Source organism: Streptomyces sp. 351MFTsu5.1 (genome assembly GCF_000383655.1).
GTDB classification, from domain to species: domain Bacteria; phylum Actinomycetota; class Actinomycetes; order Streptomycetales; family Streptomycetaceae; genus Streptomyces; species Streptomyces griseorubiginosus.
Window position 1 is genome coordinate 18530 of the sequence record NZ_KB911807.1, and the last position, 20175, is coordinate 38704.

Consider the following 20175-nt stretch of genomic DNA (forward strand, 5'->3'; position numbering starts at 1 on the left):
GGTCGTCAGGCCCGGTACAGGGCCTCGACCTCGTTCGCGTACGCCGTCTCGATCGCCTTGCGCTTCAGCTTCAGCGACGGCGTCAGCAGTCCGTGCTCCTCGGTGAAGGGCTGCGCGAGGATCCGGAAGGTACGGATCGACTCGGCCTGCGAGACCAGGGTGTTCGCGGCGACCACCGCCCGCCGCACCTCGGTCTCCAGGTCGGCGTCGCGCACCAGCTCGGCCGAGGTCATCCGCGGTTTGTCGTGCATCGCCAGCCAGTGCTCCACGGCCTCCTGGTCCAGGGTGACCAGGGCGGCGACATAGGGCCGGTCGTTGCCCACGACGATGCACTGCGAGACCAGCGGATGGTCGCGCACCCGCTCCTCCAGCAGCCCGGGGGAGACGCTCTTGCCGCCGGAGGTGACGAGGATCTCCTTCTTGCGGCCGGTGATGGTGAGATAGCCGTCCTCGTCCAGGGAGCCCAGGTCGCCGGTGGCGAGCCAGCCGTCGTGCAGGGTCTCGTCGGTGGCCTTCTCGTTGTTGAGATAGCCCTGGAAGACGTTGTTGCCGTACAGCCAGATCTCGCCGTCGTCCGCGATGTGCACGGTCATGCCCGGGATCGGCTGGCCGACCGTGCCGTAGCGGGTGCGCTCGGGCGGGTTGGCCGTGGCAGCCGCCGTCGACTCGGTGAGGCCGTACCCCTCGTAGATGTGCACGCCCGCGCCCGCGAAGAACAGCCCCAGCTTGCGGTCCATCGCCGAACCGCCGGTCATGGCCTGTTTGATGCGGCCGCCCATCGCGGCCCGCATCTTGGAGTACACGAGCTTGTCGAAGAGCTGGTGCTGCATCCGCAGCCCCGCCGACGGGCCGGGTCCCAGGCCCCAGGCCTTGGCCTCCATGGCCTCCGCGTACTTGACGGCCACGTCGACCGCCTTCTCGAACGGCCCCGCCTTGCCCTCCTTCTCGGCCCTGCGGCGGGAGGCGTTGAAGACCTTCTCGAAGATGTACGGCACGCCCAGGAAGAACGTCGGCTTGAACGCGGCCAGGTCCGGCATCAGGGCGGCCGCGTTCATCTGCGGCTGGTGGCCGAAACGCACCCCGCCGCGGATCGCGGCCACCTGCACCATCCGCCCGAAGACATGGGCGAGCGGCAGGAACAGCAGGGTCGCCGCCTCGTCGCCCTTCTTCGAGTGGAACACCGGCTCCCAGCGCTCGATGACGGTGTCCGCCTCGTACATGAAGTTGCCGTGGGTGATCACACAGCCCTTGGGGCGGCCGGTGGTGCCCGAGGTGTAGATGATGGTCGCGACCGAGTCCGGGGTGACCGCCTGCCGGTGGCGGTGCACCACCTCGTCCTCGATGGCGGCCCCCGCGTCGTACAGCTCCTGCACCGCGCCGGAGTCCAGCTGCCACAGCCGGTGCAGCTGCGGCAGCCGGTCGATGACGGTGGCGATCGTCATCGCGTGGTCCTCGTGCTCCACGATCGCGGCCGTGCACTCGGCGTCGTACAGCGCCCAGAAGCACTGCTCGGCGGAGGAGGTGGGGTAGACCGGCACCACCTGTGCGCCGATCGCCCACAGTGCGAAGTCGAACAGCGTCCACTCGTAGCGGGTGCGGGACATGATCGCGACCCGGTCGCCGAAGCGGATGCCCTGGGAGAGCAGTCCCTTGGCCAGGGCCATGACCTCGTCGCGGAACTCCGCCGAGGTCACGTCCCGCCAGCGGCCGGCCTCGTCCTTGCGGCCGAGGGCGATGTGCATGGGGTCGTTGCGGGCATGGTCGAAGACGACGTCGGCCAGTCCGCCCACCGGGGGTGCCAACGCCAACGGAGGGTTGGTGAACTCGCGCAAACCCCGCTCCCCGCTCTCCCTGGCGCTCAGTGATGCTCCGCACAGCGCCGTGAAAGCTACCCCACCCCGGCATCCGACGGGAGAGGGGTCGAAGTCGAGCGCCGCTCACGTACGGTCAGGTCGGTGCCGGAAAATACGCTCACATGGGGAAGGGTCGGGCACAGAACCGACGGTTTGCGAGAGGTTCGGAGCCGTAATCTCCACCGAATCTGTACGACCCGGTTACGGCTCGCGCCCCTGGTGAGCAGGTCACCCCCGAGGGACAGCCCTCTCCTCCTTCAGCGCCGCCGGCCCGGAATCCGTCACTCCGCTCCGCGTCGCGCGATCCGTCCGGACCAGGGCCAGCACCAGCACCCCGGCGACCGTCGCGGTCAGCCCCGCGACCACGGCGGCGGAGTCCAGACCGGAAGCGAACGCCGCCCGCAGCGCACGCTCCGAGAAGGCGCCCCGCAGGGCACCGGCCGCCCCGCCGGCCAGCGCGTGGGCCGCGTCGTCCGGCAGGGTGTCCCGCATCCGCGAGGTCAGCACCGTGCCGTACACGGCGATGCCGAGGGCGAACCCGAGCTGCCGGAACGCGTTGACCGCCCCGCCGGCCATCCCGGCCCGGTCCTGCGGCACGGCGGCCAGCGCGGCGCCGGCGATGCCGGGTGCGACCAGTCCCGTACCGACACCCAGCAGCACCATCCCCGGCACCAGCGCGGACGCCGTCGACCCCGCGTCCAGGCCTGTCACGCAGAACTGCCCCGCGCCCGTCAGCAGCAGACCGACCCCGACGGTGATCCGCGCCGGAACCCCGTGCAGCAGCCGGCCGCCGGCCGCCGCGACCACGAACGACGACAGCGACAGCCACAGGAAGACCAGCCCGCCGCGCACCGGACTCATCCCGAGCAGCGTCTGCATCCAGATCGAGTCGTACGCCATCAGGCTGAACGCCGCCGCGTTGAAGGCGAGAGCGCCCACCATCACCCCCGAGAACGCCGGCTTCAGGAACAGCCGCGGGTCCAGCAGCGGGTCGGCACCGCGCCACTCCACGACCACGAAGGCGACGAGCGCGAGGACGGCCGCGGCGAACACGAGCAGGGTGCCCGTCCCGGCCCAGCCGTGCTCCCCGGCCCGTACCGCCCCGTACGTCAGCCCGCCCGCGAAGGCCGCGAAGGTCAGCGTGCCCGCCCAGTCGATCCGGCGCTCGCGCGAACCGTGCGACTCCGGGACGACCCGCAGCGTCAGCCACACCGCGGCCACGCTCACCGGCAGATTGACGTAGAAGATCCACCGCCAGCCCGGCCCGTCGGTCAGCACTCCGCCGAGCAACGGCCCCACCGCGGCCGCGGCACCACTGACCGCGCCCCACACGCCGAGCGCCACCGAACGCCGCCTGCCCTGGTAGACGGAGCCCAGCAGCGGCAGCGTGGTCGCGAGCATCGCGGCCGCGCCGAGCCCCTGCACCGCGCGTGCGGCGACCAGCATCCCCGGCCCGCTCGCCAGCCCGCACACCAGGGAGGCCGCCGCGAACACCACGACACCCACGACATGCACCCGGCGCCGCCCCAGAATGTCGGCCGCCGCCCCGGCGCCGAGCAGCAGCGCGGCCAGCGCCAGCGCGTAGCCGTCCATCACCCACTGAAGATCGCTCAGCGAGGCGTGCAGCGACCTCGCCATGTCCGGCAGCGCGACCACCGCGATGGTCACGTCCAGCAACAACATGAACGTGCTCAGACAGACGGCCGTGAGCGGCCCCCAGGTACGCATGCTCTCTGTACGCATGCTCTCGGTACGCATGTCCTCAACTCCTCCTGCGACGGATGCGAACGACTCCGTACGATGAGCCACACCGGCCGAACGGCACGGCTGGGGGCGCCTCGGTGCCGGAACCCGACACCGGAGGGCCGCATGCAGACGGAATCCCACACCTCCTCGCCCGGTTTCGACACGCTCGACCGGCGGCTGCTGTCCGCGCTGGCCCTCGACGGCCGGGCCTCCTTCAGCCGTGTCGCCGCGGTGCTCGGCGTCTCCGACCAGACCGTCGCCCGCCGCTACCGCAGGCTGTGCGCCGAGGGCGGGCTGCGGGTCGTGGTGATGCGGGACGCCCACCGGCTCGGCGAGGACCAGTGGATGCTGCGGGTGCGCTGCGCCCCGGACAGCGCGCCGGCCATCGCGGAGGCGCTGGCCAAGCGCCCCGACACCTCCTGGGTGGGGCTCGCCTCGGGCGGCACCGAGGTCCTGTGCATGACCCGGCCGCGCAGCTCCGGGGACCACGACGACCTGCTGCTCGGCAAGCTCCCGCGCACCCCCAGCGTGGTGGAGATCCGCGCGCACCAACTGCTGCACCGCTTCTACGGCGGCGCGCAGAGCTGGGTCTCCAAGCTCGGCGCGCTCACCGCCGAGGAGACCGAGGCGCTGCGGCCCCGTCACGAAGCGGCCCCGGGCCATGTGCGGATCACACCGGAGGACGAGCCGCTGCTGGCCGCGCTGGAGCGGGACGGGCGGGCCGGCTACCCCGAGGTGCAGCGGGCCACGGGCCTCACCGAGTCCGCCGCCAGACGCCGGCTCGCGGCGCTGCTCGCGTCGGGTGCCGTGTTCGTCGACTCGGAGTGCGATCCGGGGATCTTCGGCCACCCGGTCTCGGCCCTGCTGTGGATCACCGCGGCACCGTCCGCGCTGCACTCCGTGGGGCAGGCGCTGGCCGGGCACACCGGCATCGCCCACGCGTCGGCGGCGACCGGCCCGTGCAACATCATCGCCTCCGTGCTGGCCCGGAACACCGCCGACCTGTACGCCTACCTCAGCGGCCCGCTGGGGCAGTTGGAGGGGGTGCGGCATGTGGACACGACGGTGTTCCTGCGCCGGGTCAAGCAGCTGACGTATCGGGGGCGGTAGGGGGATCGGGGAGCGCTGGGGCTGTGGGTCGTCTCATCCTCGGTGCAGGCGGTCGCCGGCTGCCAGGATCGCTGCGGAGAGGGCGTCCGCCGCGCCCTGGGCCGCGGTGCGGCGTGGGCCGTGCACCAGGACGAAGTCGACCCGTCCCAGTTCCGGCAGGCCGAAGCGGTCCGGCACCCGCACCAGGCCGGGCGGCACCAGGCCCCGGGAGTGCGCCATCACCCCCAGCCCCGCCCGTGCCGCCGCGATCAGGCCGTTCAGGCTTCCGCTGGTGCAGACGATCCGCCACTCCCGCCCCTGGCGCTCCAGCGCCTCCAGAGCGAGCGCCCGGGTGATCCCGGGCGGCGGGTACACGATCAACGGCACGGGTCGCTCGGTGTCCGGGCGCAGCCGCTCCGCCCCGATCCACACCAGCCGGTCGTGCCAGACCAGTTCACCGCGCGGATCCTCGGGACGCCGTTTGGCCAGCACCAGGTCGAGCTTCCCGGCGGTGAGTTGCTCGTGCAGCGTGCCCGACAACTCGACCGTCAGCTCCAGATCGACCTCGGGATGGTCGTACCGGAAGCCCTCCAGGATCTCCGGCAGCCGGGTCAGCACGAAGTCCTCCGACGCCCCGAACCGCAGCCGGCCCCGCAGACGCGTGCCCGTGAAGAACGCCGTCGCCTGCTCGTGCACCTCCAGGATCCGGCGCGCGAAACCGAGCATCGCCTCGCCGTCCTCGGTCAGCTCCACGGAATGGGTGTCCCGGCTGAACAACTGCCGCCCCGCCGCGTCCTCGAGGCGCCGGACATGCTGGCTCACGGTCGACTGGCGCAGCCCGAGCCGCCGGGCGGCCTGCGTGAAGCTCAGGGTCTGTGCCACCGCCAGGAACGTACGCAACTGCGACGGGTCGTACACACCCCACAGGTTATCGCGAATCGTGATGACAGTCAGAGTGGTATGCGGGATTCCCGATCAAGGGGTGAAGGAGGACGATGGAGGGGGAACTCCCGCCCTGAGGGGGAGGCACCCGGCATGTCCCCGTACCGCCGTCGAACATGAGCAAGTGGAGCATCGTGAAGCGCCTGAAGTGGCCGGCCTGGATGCCGGTCGACCCGTACATCCTGCTGCTGCTCGGCACCGTGGGCCTCGCCGCCCTCGTGCCGGCGCGCGGAACCTCGGCGGACGTGGCCTCCGGAGCCTCCACGGCGGCGATCGCCTTCCTCTTCTTCCTGTACGGCGCCCGCCTCTCCACCCGTGAGGCCCTGGACGGCCTCAAGCACTGGCGACTGCACGTCACCGTCCTCGCCTGCACCTTCGTGATCTTCCCGCTGCTGGGCCTGGCCGCCCGCGGACTCGTCCCGGTCTTCCTGACGAACCCGCTCTACCAGGGCCTGCTCTTCCTCACCCTGGTCCCCTCCACCATCCAGTCCTCCATCGCCTTCACCTCGATCGCCCGCGGCAACGTCCCGGCCGCGATCTGCGCCGGCTCCTTCTCCTCCCTGGTCGGCATCGTCGTCACCCCGCTGCTGGCGGCCGCCCTGCTCGGCAGCAGCGGCGGCGGCTTCTCGGCCGACTCGCTCCTGGAGATCGTGCTCCAGCTGCTCGTGCCGTTCCTGGCGGGCCAGTTGACCCGCCGCTGGATCGGCGGCTTCATCACCCGCCACAAGAAGGTCCTCGGTCTCGTCGACCGCGGGTCGATCCTGCTGGTCGTCTACACCGCGTTCAGCGAGGGCATGGTCCAGGGCATCTGGCACCAGGTGAGCCCGCTCAGGCTCGGCGGACTGATGGTCGTCGAGGCCGTCCTGCTCGCCCTGATGCTCGCCCTGACCTGGTACGGCGGCAAGGTGCTCGGCTTCGGCCGGGAGGACCGCGTCGCCATCCAGTTCGCGGGCTCGAAGAAGTCCCTCGCCTCCGGACTGCCCATGGCCAGCGTCCTGTTCGGCGCGCACGCCTCGCTCGCCGTGCTGCCGCTGATGCTGTTCCACCAGATGCAGTTGATGGTCTGCGCCGTGATCGCCAAGCGCCGCTCGCAGGACCCGCTGCCGGAGGAGGAGACGGGGGAGGAGGCCACGGCCGGGACCGCAGGGGTCAACGCCGCGGGACCAGCCTCAGCGTCACGAACCGCGGTCGGTACAGCGACACGTTCCGGTTGAGCTGCGCCGAGGCCCCCGCCGTCTCCAGCCAGTTGACGTCGTAACTGAGCACCAGCCGGCCCCCTGCGGACACGGCGGGATGCGTCTGCGGGTTGTAGGCGGCGACCTGTCCGGCAGGCAGGCGCGGGGTGAAGTCCCCCTCGGGGCCGTGCCAGGGCCCGGTGAGGGAGCAGGCCCAGTACGACGTCACCGCCGCCAGTCCCTTCGTCCCCGCGGCCATGGTGAACAGCACGTACGTCCCGTCCTGCCGTACGACGGAGAAGGCGCTGCCCACCCCGGTGCGCCGTCCGTCCCCGAGCACCGGGCGCGGACGGGCGCCCGTCGTCCACGCCGAACCGTCCCAGTACTCCCAGGCACCCGGCTCCCCGAGGCCGCCGACCGGCACCCGGGCCACGTACGCGGAGGACGCGTTCCGGGACGTGGCCTGCCCGTCGTCGCCCCCGAAGACGTACGTCCACTCGCCGTCCTCGACCAGGGTGGTCCCGAACAGCACCCGCCGGGACGGATCCTCGACCCGCTGCTCGTCCAGGACCCTCGTGACCGACTCGACGCGCAGGTCGGGCAGGGAGAGCGTGGCGACCTCGGTGGCGGTCGGGACGCCGTAGATCCAGGGGTGAGGGCCCGTCGTACGCACCCACAGCAGCACCCTGACGACCTGCTCGGCGGAGCCGGGGGAGCGGGGCTCGACCCGGGCCGCGACCGGCCAGCGCCACTGGTTCGGGGCCGGGTCCGGGAACAGCGGGGCGGGGAGGGTGGACTCCAGGCGGCCGCCGCGCATCAGCACCGCCGAGTTGCGCACCAGCGGGGCCGTGGTGTCGCGCCAGGTGTACGGCTCGCCGAACGGGTTGGGCGGGCCGTACACCGCGCCGAGGTAGGTGTCGGAGAACAGCCACAGCAGGCGGCCGTCCGGCAGCCGCACCGAGTGCGTACCGTCCCCGCCGGTCCAGTCGTCGGCGCGGGCGGGGTCGTCGCCGTACCGGGCGAACTCGGCGGTGAGCGGGTCGTCGGCCGACCAGGCGCCGATGGTGCGCGGCGTGCAACGGGCGCTCTCACCCCCGTCGCGGTCGGTCAGCACGCCCACCCCGACGGCCACGAGCACCAGCGCCAGCAGCAGACCGACCCCGCTCCCGCTCCACCGCCGCACTCGTCCGTCCTCGGGCACGGTTGGCGACGTTAGCGGCTGGGGGACGGCTGGTCCATGGGGAGCGGAGGGAGGACGGTGCCACCGAACGCGCCCGGTTCACGGGCCTGTTGATCCGGATCTCCGGCACGCAGGGCTGACGGCGGATAACGTTCCGTCATGACCGCACCCCTCGCGCTCGATCCCGCACGCACCGCCCTCGTGCTCGTCGACCTGATGGACCGAATCGTCGCACTGCCCCTTGAACCCCGAAAAGGAACCGAAGTGCTCGCCGCCGCCGAGGAGTTGGCGGCCGCGTTCCGGACGGCCGGCGCGCCCGTCGTGCTGGTGCGCGTCCAGCGGCCCGGCGTCGCCGAGCAGCCGCCCGGCAGCGGACTCGTGGCCGGTCTCGCCCGGGACGGCGACATCGAGATCGTGAAGCGGACCATCGGCGCGTTCCAGGGCACCGACCTGGACGCCCGCCTGCGTGAACACGACGTCACCACGCTGGTGTTCGGCGGGATCGCCACCAACCTCGGCGTCGAGTCCACGGCCCGCGCCGCCGGTGACCTCGGCTACGACCTGGTCTTCGTCGAGGACGCCATGGCCGCCTTCACCACGGCCGAGCACGAGGCGTCCACCAGGCTCGACTTCCCGCGCCTGGGCACGGTGGTGACGGTGGATCAGGTGCGCTTCACCTCGGCGGACTGAGCCCCGCCGGCGCCGTCAGTTCGTGGCGACCGCCGTCTCCAGTGCCAGCCGGTGTTCGCCCGCGTACACGTTCATGGAGCTGCCCCGCAGGAAGCCCACCAGCGTCAGTCCCGTCTCCGCGGCCAGGTCCACCGCCAGCGACGACGGCGCGGACACCGCCGCGAGCACCGGGATGCCGGCCATCACCGCCTTCTGCGCGAGCTCGAAGGACGCCCGGCCGGAGACGAGCAGCGTGGTGCGGGACAGCGGCAGGTCGCCGTTCTGGAGGGCACGGCCGACCAGCTTGTCGACCGCGTTGTGGCGGCCCACGTCCTCCCGTACGTCCACCAGTTCGCCGTCCTCGCTGAACAGGGCGGCGGCGTGCAGGCCCCCGGTCCGGTCGAAGACCCGCTGGGCCGCGCGCAACCGGTCGGGCAGGGTCGCCAGCAGGTCCGGGTCCACACGGACCGGAGGGGTGTCCGCTATCGGCCAGCGGGCCGTCGTCCGGACGGCGTCGAGGCTCGCCTTGCCGCACAGGCCGCAGGACGAGGTCGTGTACACGTTCCGCTCCAGCGTGATGTCGGGGATCACCACACCGGGTCCCGTCTTCACGTCCACGACGTTGTAGGTGTTCGAGCCGTCCGCCGTGGCGCCCGCACAGTAGACGATGTTCTGGAGATCATCCTGCTCGGCGAGCACCCCTTCGCTCACCAGGAAACCGGCGGCGAGCGCGAAGTCGTCCCCGGGGGTGCGCATGGTGATCGCGAGCGGCTTGCCGTTCAGCCGGATCTCCAGCGGTTCCTCGGCGACCAGTGTGTCCGGCCGGGACGAGACCGCCCCGTCGCGGATGCGGATCACCTTGCGTCGTTCCGTGACTCGTCCCATATGTCTCTCAGTCCCGGTTCTGTACGTGCTGGTGGCCGAACGGCCTTCACGATCTCATTGTCCTGCACATGGAGTGCGACCTCGCAGGCCATACTGTCTACAGTATGAAGTCTCTCGAGGGTGAGCAACAGGTCTGATCCATCGGCACGACCGTTCGGCGCGTGCTGGATACCGCTCATCGCATACGGTCGACGTGCCGCCTTTTCAATTCGCTTGTCAGTTCCTACCGTCCGGGATCATGAGTCCCCCTGTCGCGCCCCCGGGCTGGAGCCGCTGGCTCGTGCCCCCGGCCGCTCTCTCGGTCCATCTCTCCATAGGTCAGGCCTACGCCTGGTCCGTGTTCAAGCCGCCGCTCGAGTCCGCGCTCGGCCTCAGCGGCACACAGAGCGCACTGCCCTTCCAGCTCGGCATCGTGATGCTCGGCCTGTCCGCCGCGTTCGGCGGCACCCTCGTGGAGCGCAACGGACCGCGCTGGGCGATGACCGTGGCGCTGATCTGCTTCTCGTCCGGTTTCCTGCTGTCCGCGCTGGGCGCTGCCACCGAGCAGTACTGGCTGATCGTCCTCGGCTACGGCTTCGTCGGCGGCATAGGCCTCGGCATCGGCTACATCTCGCCCGTCTCCACCCTGATCAAGTGGTTCCCCGACCGGCCCGGCATGGCGACCGGCATCGCCATCATGGGCTTCGGCGGCGGCGCGCTCATCGCCTCGCCCTGGTCGGCGCAGATGCTGGAGTCCTTCGGCTCCGACAGCTCCGGGATCGCGCTCGCGTTCCTCGTGCACGGGCTGTCGTACGCCGTCTTCATGCTCCTCGGCGTCCTGCTGGTGCGCGTACCGCGCAGCGAGAAGCCCGTCGAGAGCGCCCCCAGCGCCTTCGAGGGGCCCCAGGTCTCGGCCCGCAACGCCGTGCGCACGCCCCAGTTCTGGTGTCTGTGGGTCGTGCTCTGCATGAACGTGACCGCGGGCATCGGCATCCTGGAGAAGGCCGCCCCGATGATCACGGACTTCTTCAAGGGCACCTCCACCCCCGTCTCGGTGTCGGCCGCGGCCGGTTTCGTCGCGCTGCTGTCGGCGGCCAACATGGCGGGCCGGATCGGCTGGTCCTCGACCTCCGACCTGATCGGACGCAAGAACATCTACCGGGTCTACCTGGGCGTCGGCGCGGTGATGTACGGGCTCATCGCCCTGTTCGGCGACTCCTCCAAGCCGCTGTTCATCCTGTGCGCGCTGGTGATCCTGTCGTTCTACGGCGGCGGTTTCGCCACCGTCCCCGCCTATCTGAAGGACCTCTTCGGCACCTACCAGGTCGGCGCCATCCACGGCCGGCTCCTCACCGCCTGGTCGACGGCGGGCGTCCTCGGGCCGCTCATCGTGAACTGGATCGCCGACCGCCAGGAGGAGGCGGGCAAGAGCGGATCCGCGCTCTACGGCCTCTCGTTCTTCATCATGATCGGGCTGCTGGTGGTCGGTTTCGTCGCCAACGAGCTGGTCCGCCCCGTCAACGTCCGTCACCACATTCCCGCACCGAGGGAGGCAGCCGATGTCGGAGCACGACAGCAGCCAGAGTCCGCCTGACCGGCGTCCGCTGATCGCCCTCGCCTGGGTGTGGGTGGGCGCGCCGCTCGCGTACGGGCTCTACGAGCTGGTCCAGAAGGCGACCCAGTTGTTCACCGGGTAACTGTTCGGCAGGTGTTCGGGCGTCCGAGAGAGTGAGGGAAGCCGACAACTCGGGCGCCCGATTCCTGTGGCCTTACGTGCCCGCGTACCCGTGAGTCACTGTTCAGACTGGTGGATCCGGCTACCCAAGGCAACGAGGGGGACCCCCATGAACGGCTCGCGGATCGCTGCCGTCGGCCACTACCAGCCCGCGAAGGTGCTCACCAACGAGGACCTGGCGGCCCTGGTCGACACCAGCGACGAGTGGATCAGGTCACGGGTGGGGATCCGTACCCGCCACATCGCCGGTCCCGACGAGCCGGTCGACGAGCTCGCCGCGCACGCCGCCGCCAAGGCGCTGGCCGCGGCCGGGCTCGCTCCCGCCGACATCGACCTGGTCCTGGTCGCCACCTCGACCGCCGTCGACCGTTCCCCGAACATGGCCGCGCGGGTCGCGTCCCGGCTCGGCATCCCCTCGCCCGCGGCGATGGACGTCAACGTGGTGTGCGCCGGTTTCACCCATGCGCTGGCCACCGCCGACCACACGGTACGGGCCGGTGCGGCGACCCGGGCGCTGGTGATCGGCGCGGACAAGATGTCCGCGGTGACCGACTGGAGCGACCGCACCACGTGTGTGCTCGTCGGCGACGGGGCCGGCGCGGCGGTCGTGGAGGGGGCAGACGTCCCCGGCATCTCGCCCGTGCTGTGGGGGTCGGTGCCCGAGATGGGGCACGCCGTGCGGATCGAGGGCGAGCCCGCACGGTTCGCGCAGGAGGGGCAGAGCGTCTACCGCTGGGCCACCACCAAGCTGCCGGCGCTGGCCCGGCAGGCCTGCGAGCGCGCTGGTCTGACCCCGGCCGACCTGGCCGCGGTCGTCCTGCACCAGGCCAACCTGCGGATCATCGAACCCCTCGCGGAGAAGATCGGCGCCGCGAACGCGGTGGTCGCCCGCGATGTGACCGAGTCCGGCAACACCTCGGCGGCGAGCATCCCGATGGCCTTCTCCAAGCTGGTCGAGCAGGGCGAGATCTCCACCGGGGACCCGGTCCTCCTGTTCGGCTTCGGCGGCAACCTCTCCTACGCGGGCCAGGTCGTTCGCTGTCCCTGAAACACCGCCGTTCCTGACACATCCGCCGTTCCTGAAATGGACGGTCGGGTGTGTGAGGAGGCCGACTGCCGGTTTACCTGGCCACCCAACGCCGTAGACTGTAGACAAAACGCAATGGACAAGTCCGCCCGTCGAGGAGGGGGACCGCGATGCTGTCGACAGGACTGCCGCAGGGATCCGTGCCGAAGCTCGAACGTCCGGGTCCGCTGCGTGATCGTGTGTACGGGGCGTTGTTGGAGTTGATCACGACGCGTGCGCTTCAGCCTGGTCAGCATTTGGTGGAGAGTGAGCTGGCGGGGCATTTGGGGGTGTCGCGGCAGCCGGTGCGTGAGGCGTTGCAGCGGTTGAACACCGAGGGGTGGGTGGATCTGCGGCCGGCTCAGGGTGCGTTCGTGCATGAGCCGACGGATGCGGAGGCGGATCAGCTTCTGACGGTGCGGACGTTGTTGGAGGCTGAGGCGGCGCGGTTGGCGGCTGTGAACGCGGGCAGTGAGGGTGTCGCTGCGCTGGAGGCTCTGTGTGCGGAGGGGGAGAGGGCTGTCGCCGCGGATGATGTCGATGCCGCGGTCGCTCTGAACGCTCGTTTCCATGCGAAGGTCATGGAGTTGGCGGGTAATGCCGTGCTGGCGGAGTTGGCGGGGCAGGTGGATCGTCGGGTGCGGTGGTATTACACGCCGATCGCCCGTCAGCGTGGCCGGCAGTCCTGGATCGAGCACCGGGAGCTGATCGCCGCCATCGCCGACCGCGACGAACAGCGCGCCACCGAGCTGATGCGGGAGCACACCGAGCACACCCGGACGTCGTACCACGCACGTCAGCGGGCCTGACCGGCCGCGCAGGGCGCCTCAGCCGAAGGCCGCCGCGTGCACCCGCGCCCACTGGTCGAAGGTGCGAGGCGCACGGTCCGTCACCCGCTCCACCGTCGGCAGCACCTCCGACTCGTCCAGGGTGCCGTCGACGAAGAAGGCGAAGAAGGCGTCCACATACGGCTTCGGCATGCCGGACGCCTCCAGCTCGGCGCGTGTCTCCTCGTGCGTCAGTCCCACGGCACGCAGGTCCCGGCCCAGTGTCTCGCCCAGGATCCGGATGCGGTCGGCGGGCAACAGCGCCTGCGGACCGGTGAGTTCGAGTGCGCGGTCCGCCCAGTCGTCCGAGCGCAGCGCGTACAGAGCGACCTGGGCGATGTCGTAGGGATCGACGTCGGCCGTGCGCGCGTCGGGGAACGGCACCCGGACCGTGTCGCCCTTGGCGATCTGCTCCACCAGCCGGAGCGCGTTGGACATGAAGCTCGTGCACCGCAACGACGTCCAGCGCAGCCCCGAGGCGCGCACCGCGTCCTCCGCGTCGATCAGATAGCCGGCGACCGCGTTGCCCCGGTCGCCGGTGCCCGCGGACCGCCCCGACAGCAGGACCACCCGCTCCACTCCCGCGTCCCGCGCATCCGCGAGGATCTGCCGCTGCCCGCCGTATCCCGGCATCAGGAACAGTCCCCGTACGCCGTCGAGCGCGGGACGCACCGACTCGGGCCGGTCGAGATCTCCCGCCACGGCCGCGACGCCCGCCGGTAGCCCCTCGCTCCGCCCGGCCCGGCTGAGCGCCCGTACCCGCTCGCCGGACTCCGCCAGCGCGCGCACGAGTTCGGCGCCGACGTTCCCCGTCGCGCCCGTCACCAGAAACATGGGCTCCCCCTTCGCCGGGCCCGTCACGCTGGGGCGGGCGGCCGTCGGGCCCATCCTGCGGGGGCGGGTGCCGAGTGCGCCAGAGCACGCCGCTCTGCACCGCTCGGCGCCAGAGCGCGCCACTCTGCACCGCTCGGCGCCCGAGTACGGCGAGTCTTTGTCCAGTGAGTGGCGAAAGTCGGTATCAATCTCTGCACGGCTTCTTCCCAGGTGGGGCAGCCGCTGCTACGTTCCCCTCGAAAGCACGCCAACGGGTGGCCGGATGAGGCGGGGAGGGGCTCGTGAGACGCATGACGGCACGACCTGCGAACGCCCATCAGGCCAAGCTGCTCAAGCTGCTGCGCGACGGAGGGCCCAACTCCCGTGCGCAGCTGGGCGACGAGGTCGACCTGTCACGGTCCAAGCTGGCCGTGGAGGTGGACCGGCTGCTGGAGACGGGCCTGATCGTGGCCGACGGACTCGCCGCCTCCCGCGGCGGACGCCGGTCCCACAACATCCGGCTCGCCCCCGCCCTGCGCTTCCTCGGCGTCGACATCGGCGCGACCTCGGTCGATGTCGCCGTCACCAACGCCGAACTGGAGATCCTGGGGCACCTGAACCAGCCGATGGACGTCCGCGAGGGCCCGGTCGCGGTCTTCGAGCAAGTCCTGTCCATGGCCGCGAAGTTGAAGGCCTCTGGGCTCGCGGAGGGTTTCGACGGGGCCGGTATCGGTGTTCCTGGGCCGGTGCGCTTCCCGGAGGGTGTTCCGGTGGCGCCGCCGATCATGCCGGGCTGGGACGGCTTTCCCGTGCGGGAGGCGCTCAGTCAGGAACTCGGCTGTCCGGTCATGGTCGACAACGACGTGAACCTGATGGCGATGGGGGAGATGCACGCGGGGGTGGCACGGTCCGTGGGCGACTTCCTCTGCGTCAAGATCGGTACCGGTATCGGCTGCGGCATCGTGGCCGGCGGTGAGGTCCACCGCGGGGTGACGGGCAGCGCCGGCGACATCGGGCACATCCAGGCCGTGCCCGACGGCCGCCCGTGCGCCTGCGGCAACCGGGGCTGCCTGGAGGCCCACTTCAGCGGGGCGGCCCTGGCCCGGGACGCCGTGGAGGCGGTCGAGCAGGGGCGGTCGGAGGAACTCGCCGCCCGGCTCGCCGCGAACGGCACCCTGACGGCCGCCGACGTGGCCGTGGCGGCCGCCGCCGGAGACGCCACCGCGCTCGACCTGATCCGCGAGGGCGGCAACCGGACCGGCCAGGTCATCGCCGGACTGGTCTCCTTCTTCAACCCGGGCCTGGTGGTGATCGGCGGCGGGGTCACCGGCCTCGGCCACACCCTGCTCGCCGCGATCCGCACTCAGGTCTACCGCCAGTCGCTGCCGCTGGCGACCGGCAACCTGCCCATCGTGCTGGGTGAGTTGGGGCCCACCGCCGGAGTCATCGGCGCGGCCCGGCTCATCAGCGACCACCTGTTCTCACCCGCGTAGGTCTGTTCCGCACCGCGCAAGTCTGTTCCGCCCGCACAGGTCCGTCTGTCACCGCGCATGTCCGTTCCGCACCCGCACAGGTCCGTTTCTCACCGCGCACGTCCGTTCCGCACCTGTACAGCCCTGTTGCTCACCCGCGCAGGTCCGTTCCTGACACGGCGCACCAGCACAGCGCCCTGCCTCGCCCTGCCCTGCCTCGCCCTGCCCTGAAACCGGCCCGCACGCCCGCCAAGGGGACCTCATGGCACCAGAACCACCGCTGCTCAGCATGTCCGGCATCACCAAGTCCTTCCCCGGAGTCCGGGCCCTCGACGGCGTCGACCTCGACGTCCAGGCCGGTGAGGTGCACTGCCTGCTCGGCCAGAACGGGGCCGGGAAGTCCACCCTCATCAAGGTCCTGGCCGGCGCCCACCAGCCCGACACCGGCACCATCCGCTGGCGCGGAGACGAGGTCACCCTCCGTTCACCGATCGCCGCCATGCGCCTCGGCATCGCGACCATCTACCAGGAACTCGACCTGGTGGAGCACCTGTCCGTGGCCGAAAACGTCCACCTCGGGCATGAACCCACGGCCGCCGGGTTCGTCGTACGGGGAAAGCAGGCGAAGGCCTCGACCGGCCTGCTGCTGAAGCGTCTCGGTCATCCGGAGATCGATCCGGCGCGCCTGGTGGGGGAGTTGTCGGCGGCGCAGCAGCAGATCGTGTCCATGGCGCGGGCCCTCTCCCACGACGTACGGCTGATCGTGATGGACGAACCGTCCGCCGCACTCGACCCCGACGAGGTCGACAACCTCTTCCGGATCGTCGGCGACCTCACCGCCGAGGGGGTGGCCGTCGTCTACATCTCCCACCGCCTGGAGGAGATCCGGCGCATCGGCGACCGGGTCACCGTCCTGAAGGACGGGCGGGCCGTGGCGGTCGGGCTGCCCGCGAAGTCGACGCCGACGCGTGAGGTCGTGGCGCTCATGACGGGGCGCAACGTCGAGTACGTCTTCCCGGAGCGTCCGGTCGTGGTGCCGGCCGGACCGGCGGTCCTGGAGGTCCAAGGGCTCGCCCGTGACGGCGAGTTCACGGCCCTGGATCTCTCCGTGCACCCCGGGGAGATCGTCGGCCTCGCCGGACTCGTCGGCTCGGGACGCTCCGAGATCCTTGAGACGATCTACGGCGCCCGGAAGCCCACCGCCGGTCAAGTCGTTGTGGACGGCAAGGTGTTGAAGCCGGGCAGTGTGCGGGCCGCCGTGCGGGCCGGGATCGGGCTCGCCCCCGAGGAACGCAAGGCGCAGGCGCTGCTGATGCTGGAGTCGGTCACCCGCAACGTCTCCGTCTCCTCCATGTCCCGCTTCTCACGCGGCGGTTGGATCGACCGGGGTGCCGAACTCGGCGCGGCCCGGGCGGCCACCCGCGAACTGTCGCTGCGCCCCGACAACCCCGCCGTGCCGATCCGCACCCTGTCCGGCGGCAACCAGCAGAAGGCCGTCCTGGCCCGCTGGCTGCTGCGCGGCTGCCGGGTCCTGCTCCTCGACGAACCCACCCGGGGCGTCGACGTCGGCGCCCGCGCCGAGCTGTACGCCGTCGTCAGGCGCCTTGCCGACGAAGGGCTCGCCGTGCTGCTGGTCTCCAGCGAGGTCCCCGAGGTGCTCGGCCTCGCCGACCGCGTCCTGGTGCTCCGCGAGGGCCGTGTCGTACACACCGCGCCCGCCCGTGAGCTCGACGAACACCGCGTACTCGACCTCGTCATGGAAGGAAGCCCGGCGTCATGACGCAGCCCGTGTCCCCGCCCAGGGGAAGTGCCGACAAGGCGCCCTCGGTGAGTGAACCGTCCGCGTGGCGAGGGGTGTTCGCGCGTGCCGACGTCCGCACCCTCTCCCTCCTCGGCGTGCTCGCCGTCCTGATCCTCATCGGCGGCATCACCAAGCCCGACGAGTTCCTCGACAGCCGCAACCTCCAACTCGTCCTCACCCAGGCCTCGGTGATCGGCGTCGTCACCGTCGGCATGACCTTCGTCATCACCTCCGGCGGCATCGACCTGTCCGTCGGCGCGATCGTCGCCCTCGCCTCGGTGTGGGCCACCACCGTCGCCACCCAGGAGTACGGCTTCACGGGCATCCTCTTCACCGCGGTGCTCGTCGGGGTCGGCTGCGGCCTGGTCAACGGACTGCTCGTCGCGTACGGCGGGATGGTCCCCTTCATCGCCACGCTCGCCATGCTCGCCTCGGCGCGCGGACTCGCCCTCCAGATCACCGACGGCCGCACGCAGATCGTCACCGTGCCCTCCGTCCTCGACCTCGGCGAACGCGACGCCTATGTCCTCGGCGTCCCGCCGCTCGTCATGGTCTTCGCGGTCGTGACGATCATCGGCTGGCTCGTGCTGAACCGCACCACCTTCGGCCGGCGCACCGTCGCGGTCGGCGGCAACGCCGAGGCGGCCCGCCTCGCCGGCATCGACGTCCGCCGCCAGCGCCTCTACCTCTACCTGCTGTCCGGGCTGTGCTGCGGCATCGCGGCCTTCCTGCTGATCATCCTGTCCGGCTCCGGCCAGAACACCAACGGCAACCTCTACGAACTCGACGCCATCGCCGCCGCGATCATCGGCGGAACCCTGCTCACCGGGGGCCGCGGCACCATCACCGGGTCCGTGCTCGGTGTCCTGATCTTCACCACGATCACCAACATCTTCGCCCTGAACAACCTGCAGAGCGACGTCCAGCAGATCGCCAAGGGAGCGATCATCGTCGCCGCCGTGCTGGTCCAGCGCCGTACCGCAAGCACGACCTGAGGAAAGGGTTCACCGCCATGCAGCAACGTAATGGTCGACTTCCCACCCGCAGAGGGCTGCTCTTCGGGACCGCCGCCGTCGGGGCCGGTGCCCTCCTCGCAGGTTGCACCAGCAACGACTCCGGTGACGACGAGCCCGCCGCGAACGACCAGCCGGCCGCCGACGACAAGCCCGGCAAGGCCGTCACCATCGGCTTCGCGGGGCCCCAGGCCGACCACGGCTGGCTCAACGCGATCAACGACAACGCCAAGAACCGGGCGAAGAAGTACTCCGACGTCACCCTGGAGATCACCGAGGGCTCCAACGACACCGCCCAGCAGATCGGCCAGATCGAGACCCTCATCAACAAGAAGGTCGACGTCCTGGTCATCCTGCCCGCCGACGGCAAGGCCCTCACCCAGGTCGGCCTCAAGGCCATGCGCGCCGGGATCCCGGTGGTCAACCTGGACCGCATCTTCAACACCCCGCAGGCGTACCGCTGTTGGATCGGCGGCGACAACTACGGCATGGGGCTGAACGCCGGGCACTACATCGGTCAGAAGCTCAAGGGCAAGTCCAACGCCAAGGTCATCGAACTGGCCGGCCTGGACAACCTGGAACTCACCAAACAGCGCACCCAGGGCTTCGACGACGCCCTGAAGAACTACCCCAACGTCCGCAAAGTGGCCCGCCAGGCCGCCGAGTTCACCGTGGAGTCCGGGCAGGCGAAGATGGCCCAGCTGCTCCAGGCCCAGTCGTCCTTCGACGCGCTGTGGAACCACGACGACGACCAGGGCGTGGGTGCGCTGCGCGCCATCGACCAGGCCGGGCGCGACGACTTCCTCATGGTCGGTGGCGCGGGCGCCCTGTCCGCGTTCCAGGCCATCAAGCAGGACAACGGTGTCCTGAAGGCCACGGTCCTCTACCCGCCGACCATGGCCGCCTCCGCGATCGACCTCGCCCGCGCCCTCGGCCAGGCCAAGGGGGTGAGCGGCCTCGCCGAGTTCGAGATCCCGGCCTCCCTCACCCTCTACTCGGCCGTGGTCGACAAGACCAACGTCGACCAGTACATGTCCACCGGCTTCAAGTGAGGCGTAACGAAACAGGGTCGGTCCCGGCGACCGGGCCGGCGGTGGACAGCGGTGCACCGCGGCCGGGCCGGTCAACGGGACGGGCCCCAGGGGCCCGGTTCATCGACGCATTCACGGGACAGCCCGCGGAAGCCCGGTGCGTCGACGGGTTCACGGCACGGGTCCCGGAAGCCCGGTTCGTCGACGGACCGGGCTGCACCCCCCACCAGGCCACGACGACGAGGAGGACATCGCGCATGGCACAGCCGCAGCAGTCAGAAGAGGCCGAGGTGCCGCCTCTGCGGGTCGGCATGGTCGGCTACGCCTTCATGGGCGCCGCCCACTCCCAGGGCTGGCGGACCGCGGGGCGCGTCTTCGACCTGCCCCTGCGCCCGGTGCTCGCCGCGATCTGCGGCCGGGACGCGGACGCCGTGCGCCGGGCCGCCGACCGGCACGGCTGGGCGGCGGCCGAGACCGACTGGCGGGCCCTGGTCGAGCGGGACGACGTCGACCTCGTCGACATCTGCACCCCGGGTGACAGCCACGCGGAGATCGCGATCGCGGCGCTGGAGGCGGGCAAGCACGTGCTGTGCGAGAAACCCCTCGCCAACACCGTCGAAGAGGCGCAGGCCATGACTCGGGCGGCCGAAGAGGCCCATGCGCGCGGCCAGTTGACGATGGTCGGCTTCAACTACCGGCGGCCCCCGCCCACCGCGCTGGCCCGCCGCATGGTGGCCGAGGGACGACTCGGCACGCTCCGACACATCCGGGTGACATACCTTCAGGACTGGCTCGTCGACCCGGAGTTCCCCCTGACGTGGCGGCTGCGCAGGGAGAAGGCCGGCTCCGGCTCACTCGGCGACCTCGGCGCCCACATCATCGACCTCGCCCAGTACCTG

Annotated in this window: 18 protein-coding genes; 12 read left to right on the forward strand and 6 right to left on the reverse strand. The window is 71.0% G+C overall.

What is annotated here, in order from left to right:
• Positions 1–5: 5 nt before the first annotated feature.
• Positions 6–1832 (reverse strand): AMP-dependent synthetase/ligase, encoded by a 1827-nt coding sequence (locus tag H295_RS0141770; RefSeq protein ID WP_020141321.1) that lies wholly within the window; start codon positions 1830–1832, stop codon positions 6–8.
• Positions 1833–2081: 249 nt separating this feature from the next.
• On the reverse strand, positions 2082–3581 hold the full coding sequence (locus H295_RS0141775) for an MFS transporter (protein WP_028810239.1): 1500 nt from the start codon (positions 3579–3581) through the stop codon (positions 2082–2084).
• A gap of 141 nt (positions 3582–3722) precedes the next feature.
• Between H295_RS0141775 and H295_RS0141780 the strand changes: the two genes are divergently transcribed.
• Complete coding sequence (locus H295_RS0141780; protein ID WP_020141323.1) at positions 3723–4709, forward strand: Lrp/AsnC family transcriptional regulator; 987 nt, start codon at positions 3723–3725, stop codon at positions 4707–4709.
• Between the two features lie 33 nt (positions 4710–4742).
• Here H295_RS0141780 and H295_RS0141785 read toward each other — a convergent pair whose 3' ends face one another.
• On the reverse strand, positions 4743–5606 hold the full coding sequence (locus H295_RS0141785; protein WP_020141324.1) for a LysR substrate-binding domain-containing protein: 864 nt from the start codon (positions 5604–5606) through the stop codon (positions 4743–4745).
• Between the two features lie 140 nt (positions 5607–5746).
• Between H295_RS0141785 and H295_RS0141790 the strand changes: the two genes are divergently transcribed.
• The gene (locus H295_RS0141790) at positions 5747–6844 is read left to right on the forward strand and encodes a bile acid:sodium symporter (protein WP_020141325.1); all 1098 of its coding nucleotides are present in this window, start codon (positions 5747–5749) and stop codon (positions 6842–6844) included.
• Here the strand turns inward: H295_RS0141790 and H295_RS0141795 are convergent.
• The gene (locus tag H295_RS0141795; protein WP_028810241.1) at positions 6780–8006 is read right to left on the reverse strand and encodes a DUF4185 domain-containing protein; all 1227 of its coding nucleotides are present in this window, start codon (positions 8004–8006) and stop codon (positions 6780–6782) included. The two genes, H295_RS0141790 and H295_RS0141795, sit on opposite strands and share 65 nt — an antisense overlap.
• A 138-nt stretch (positions 8007–8144) precedes the next feature.
• On the opposite strand from H295_RS0141795, the gene H295_RS0141800 reads away from it, so the two are divergent.
• Complete coding sequence (locus H295_RS0141800) at positions 8145–8675, forward strand: isochorismatase family protein (protein ID WP_020141327.1); 531 nt, start codon at positions 8145–8147, stop codon at positions 8673–8675.
• Between the two features lie 15 nt (positions 8676–8690).
• Here H295_RS0141800 and fdhD read toward each other — a convergent pair whose 3' ends face one another.
• Positions 8691–9539: a formate dehydrogenase accessory sulfurtransferase FdhD gene (gene fdhD / locus H295_RS0141805; RefSeq protein WP_020141328.1), complete on the reverse strand. Its 849-nt coding sequence runs from the start codon at positions 9537–9539 to the stop codon at positions 8691–8693.
• Between the two features lie 238 nt (positions 9540–9777).
• Here fdhD and H295_RS0141810 point away from each other — a divergent pair, with 238 nt between their 5' ends.
• The 4 genes from H295_RS0141810 (at position 9778) to H295_RS0141825 (ending at position 13128) form a co-directional block, all read left to right on the forward strand.
• Positions 9778–11112 (forward strand): OFA family MFS transporter, encoded by a 1335-nt coding sequence (locus H295_RS0141810; RefSeq protein WP_028810242.1) that lies wholly within the window; start codon positions 9778–9780, stop codon positions 11110–11112.
• Positions 11078–11215, forward strand: coding sequence for an MFS transporter small subunit (locus H295_RS47715; protein WP_020141330.1), 138 nt, complete (start codon positions 11078–11080; stop codon positions 11213–11215). The genes H295_RS0141810 and H295_RS47715 overlap by 35 nt, the downstream gene beginning before the upstream one ends.
• Before the next feature lie 147 nt (positions 11216–11362).
• Positions 11363–12301 carry a beta-ketoacyl-ACP synthase III gene (locus tag H295_RS0141820; RefSeq protein WP_020141331.1) on the forward strand — a complete coding sequence of 313 codons (939 nt, stop codon included), beginning with the start codon at positions 11363–11365 and terminating at the stop codon, positions 12299–12301.
• A 149-nt stretch (positions 12302–12450) separates the two neighbouring features.
• Positions 12451–13128 (forward strand): GntR family transcriptional regulator, encoded by a 678-nt coding sequence (locus H295_RS0141825; protein WP_028810243.1) that lies wholly within the window; start codon positions 12451–12453, stop codon positions 13126–13128.
• A gap of 18 nt (positions 13129–13146) precedes the next feature.
• Here H295_RS0141825 and H295_RS0141830 read toward each other — a convergent pair whose 3' ends face one another.
• A complete protein-coding gene (locus H295_RS0141830; RefSeq protein WP_020141333.1) occupies positions 13147–13980 on the reverse strand; it encodes an NAD(P)H-binding protein in 834 nt (277 codons plus the stop codon).
• Positions 13981–14270: 290 nt separating this feature from the next.
• Here H295_RS0141830 and H295_RS0141835 point away from each other — a divergent pair, with 290 nt between their 5' ends.
• The 5 genes from H295_RS0141835 to H295_RS44515 form a co-directional block, all read left to right on the forward strand.
• The gene (locus H295_RS0141835) at positions 14271–15452 is read left to right on the forward strand and encodes an ROK family transcriptional regulator (RefSeq protein WP_020141334.1); all 1182 of its coding nucleotides are present in this window, start codon (positions 14271–14273) and stop codon (positions 15450–15452) included.
• Between the two features lie 241 nt (positions 15453–15693).
• Positions 15694–17211, forward strand: a complete 1518-nt coding sequence (locus H295_RS0141840; RefSeq protein ID WP_028810244.1) for a sugar ABC transporter ATP-binding protein — start codon at positions 15694–15696, stop codon at positions 17209–17211.
• Positions 17208–18227, forward strand: a complete 1020-nt coding sequence (locus H295_RS0141845; RefSeq protein WP_028810245.1) for an ABC transporter permease — start codon at positions 17208–17210, stop codon at positions 18225–18227. Before H295_RS0141840 ends, H295_RS0141845 begins: the two co-directional genes overlap by 4 nt.
• Before the next feature lie 17 nt (positions 18228–18244).
• Positions 18245–19297: a substrate-binding domain-containing protein gene (locus H295_RS0141850; RefSeq protein WP_020141337.1), complete on the forward strand. Its 1053-nt coding sequence runs from the start codon at positions 18245–18247 to the stop codon at positions 19295–19297.
• A 236-nt stretch (positions 19298–19533) separates the two neighbouring features.
• On the forward strand, positions 19534–20175 hold a 642-nt coding region (locus tag H295_RS44515), incomplete at its 3' end, for a Gfo/Idh/MocA family protein (RefSeq protein WP_020141338.1).

Excerpts from the sequence above, each read along its gene's own strand:
- H295_RS0141775 (WP_028810239.1), bottom strand. The coding sequence starts at position 3,581 with ATGCGTACCTGGGGGCCGCTCACGGCCGTCTGTCTGAGCACGTTCATG.
- H295_RS0141780 (WP_020141323.1), top strand. The coding sequence starts at position 3,723 with ATGCAGACGGAATCCCACACCTCCTCGCCCGGTTTCGACACGCTCGAC.
- H295_RS0141790 (WP_020141325.1), top strand. The coding sequence starts at position 5,747 with ATGAGCAAGTGGAGCATCGTGAAGCGCCTGAAGTGGCCGGCCTGGATG.
- H295_RS0141800 (WP_020141327.1), top strand. The coding sequence starts at position 8,145 with ATGACCGCACCCCTCGCGCTCGATCCCGCACGCACCGCCCTCGTGCTC.
- fdhD (WP_020141328.1), bottom strand. The coding sequence starts at position 9,539 with ATGGGACGAGTCACGGAACGACGCAAGGTGATCCGCATCCGCGACGGG.
- H295_RS0141810 (WP_028810242.1), top strand. The coding sequence starts at position 9,778 with ATGAGTCCCCCTGTCGCGCCCCCGGGCTGGAGCCGCTGGCTCGTGCCC.
- H295_RS47715 (WP_020141330.1), top strand. The coding sequence starts at position 11,078 with ATGTCGGAGCACGACAGCAGCCAGAGTCCGCCTGACCGGCGTCCGCTG.
- H295_RS0141820 (WP_020141331.1), top strand. The coding sequence starts at position 11,363 with ATGAACGGCTCGCGGATCGCTGCCGTCGGCCACTACCAGCCCGCGAAG.
- H295_RS0141825 (WP_028810243.1), top strand. The coding sequence starts at position 12,451 with ATGCTGTCGACAGGACTGCCGCAGGGATCCGTGCCGAAGCTCGAACGT.
- H295_RS0141830 (WP_020141333.1), bottom strand. The coding sequence starts at position 13,980 with ATGTTTCTGGTGACGGGCGCGACGGGGAACGTCGGCGCCGAACTCGTG.
- H295_RS0141835 (WP_020141334.1), top strand. The coding sequence starts at position 14,271 with ATGACGGCACGACCTGCGAACGCCCATCAGGCCAAGCTGCTCAAGCTG.
- H295_RS0141840 (WP_028810244.1), top strand. The coding sequence starts at position 15,694 with ATGGCACCAGAACCACCGCTGCTCAGCATGTCCGGCATCACCAAGTCC.
- H295_RS0141845 (WP_028810245.1), top strand. The coding sequence starts at position 17,208 with ATGACGCAGCCCGTGTCCCCGCCCAGGGGAAGTGCCGACAAGGCGCCC.
- H295_RS0141850 (WP_020141337.1), top strand. The coding sequence starts at position 18,245 with ATGCAGCAACGTAATGGTCGACTTCCCACCCGCAGAGGGCTGCTCTTC.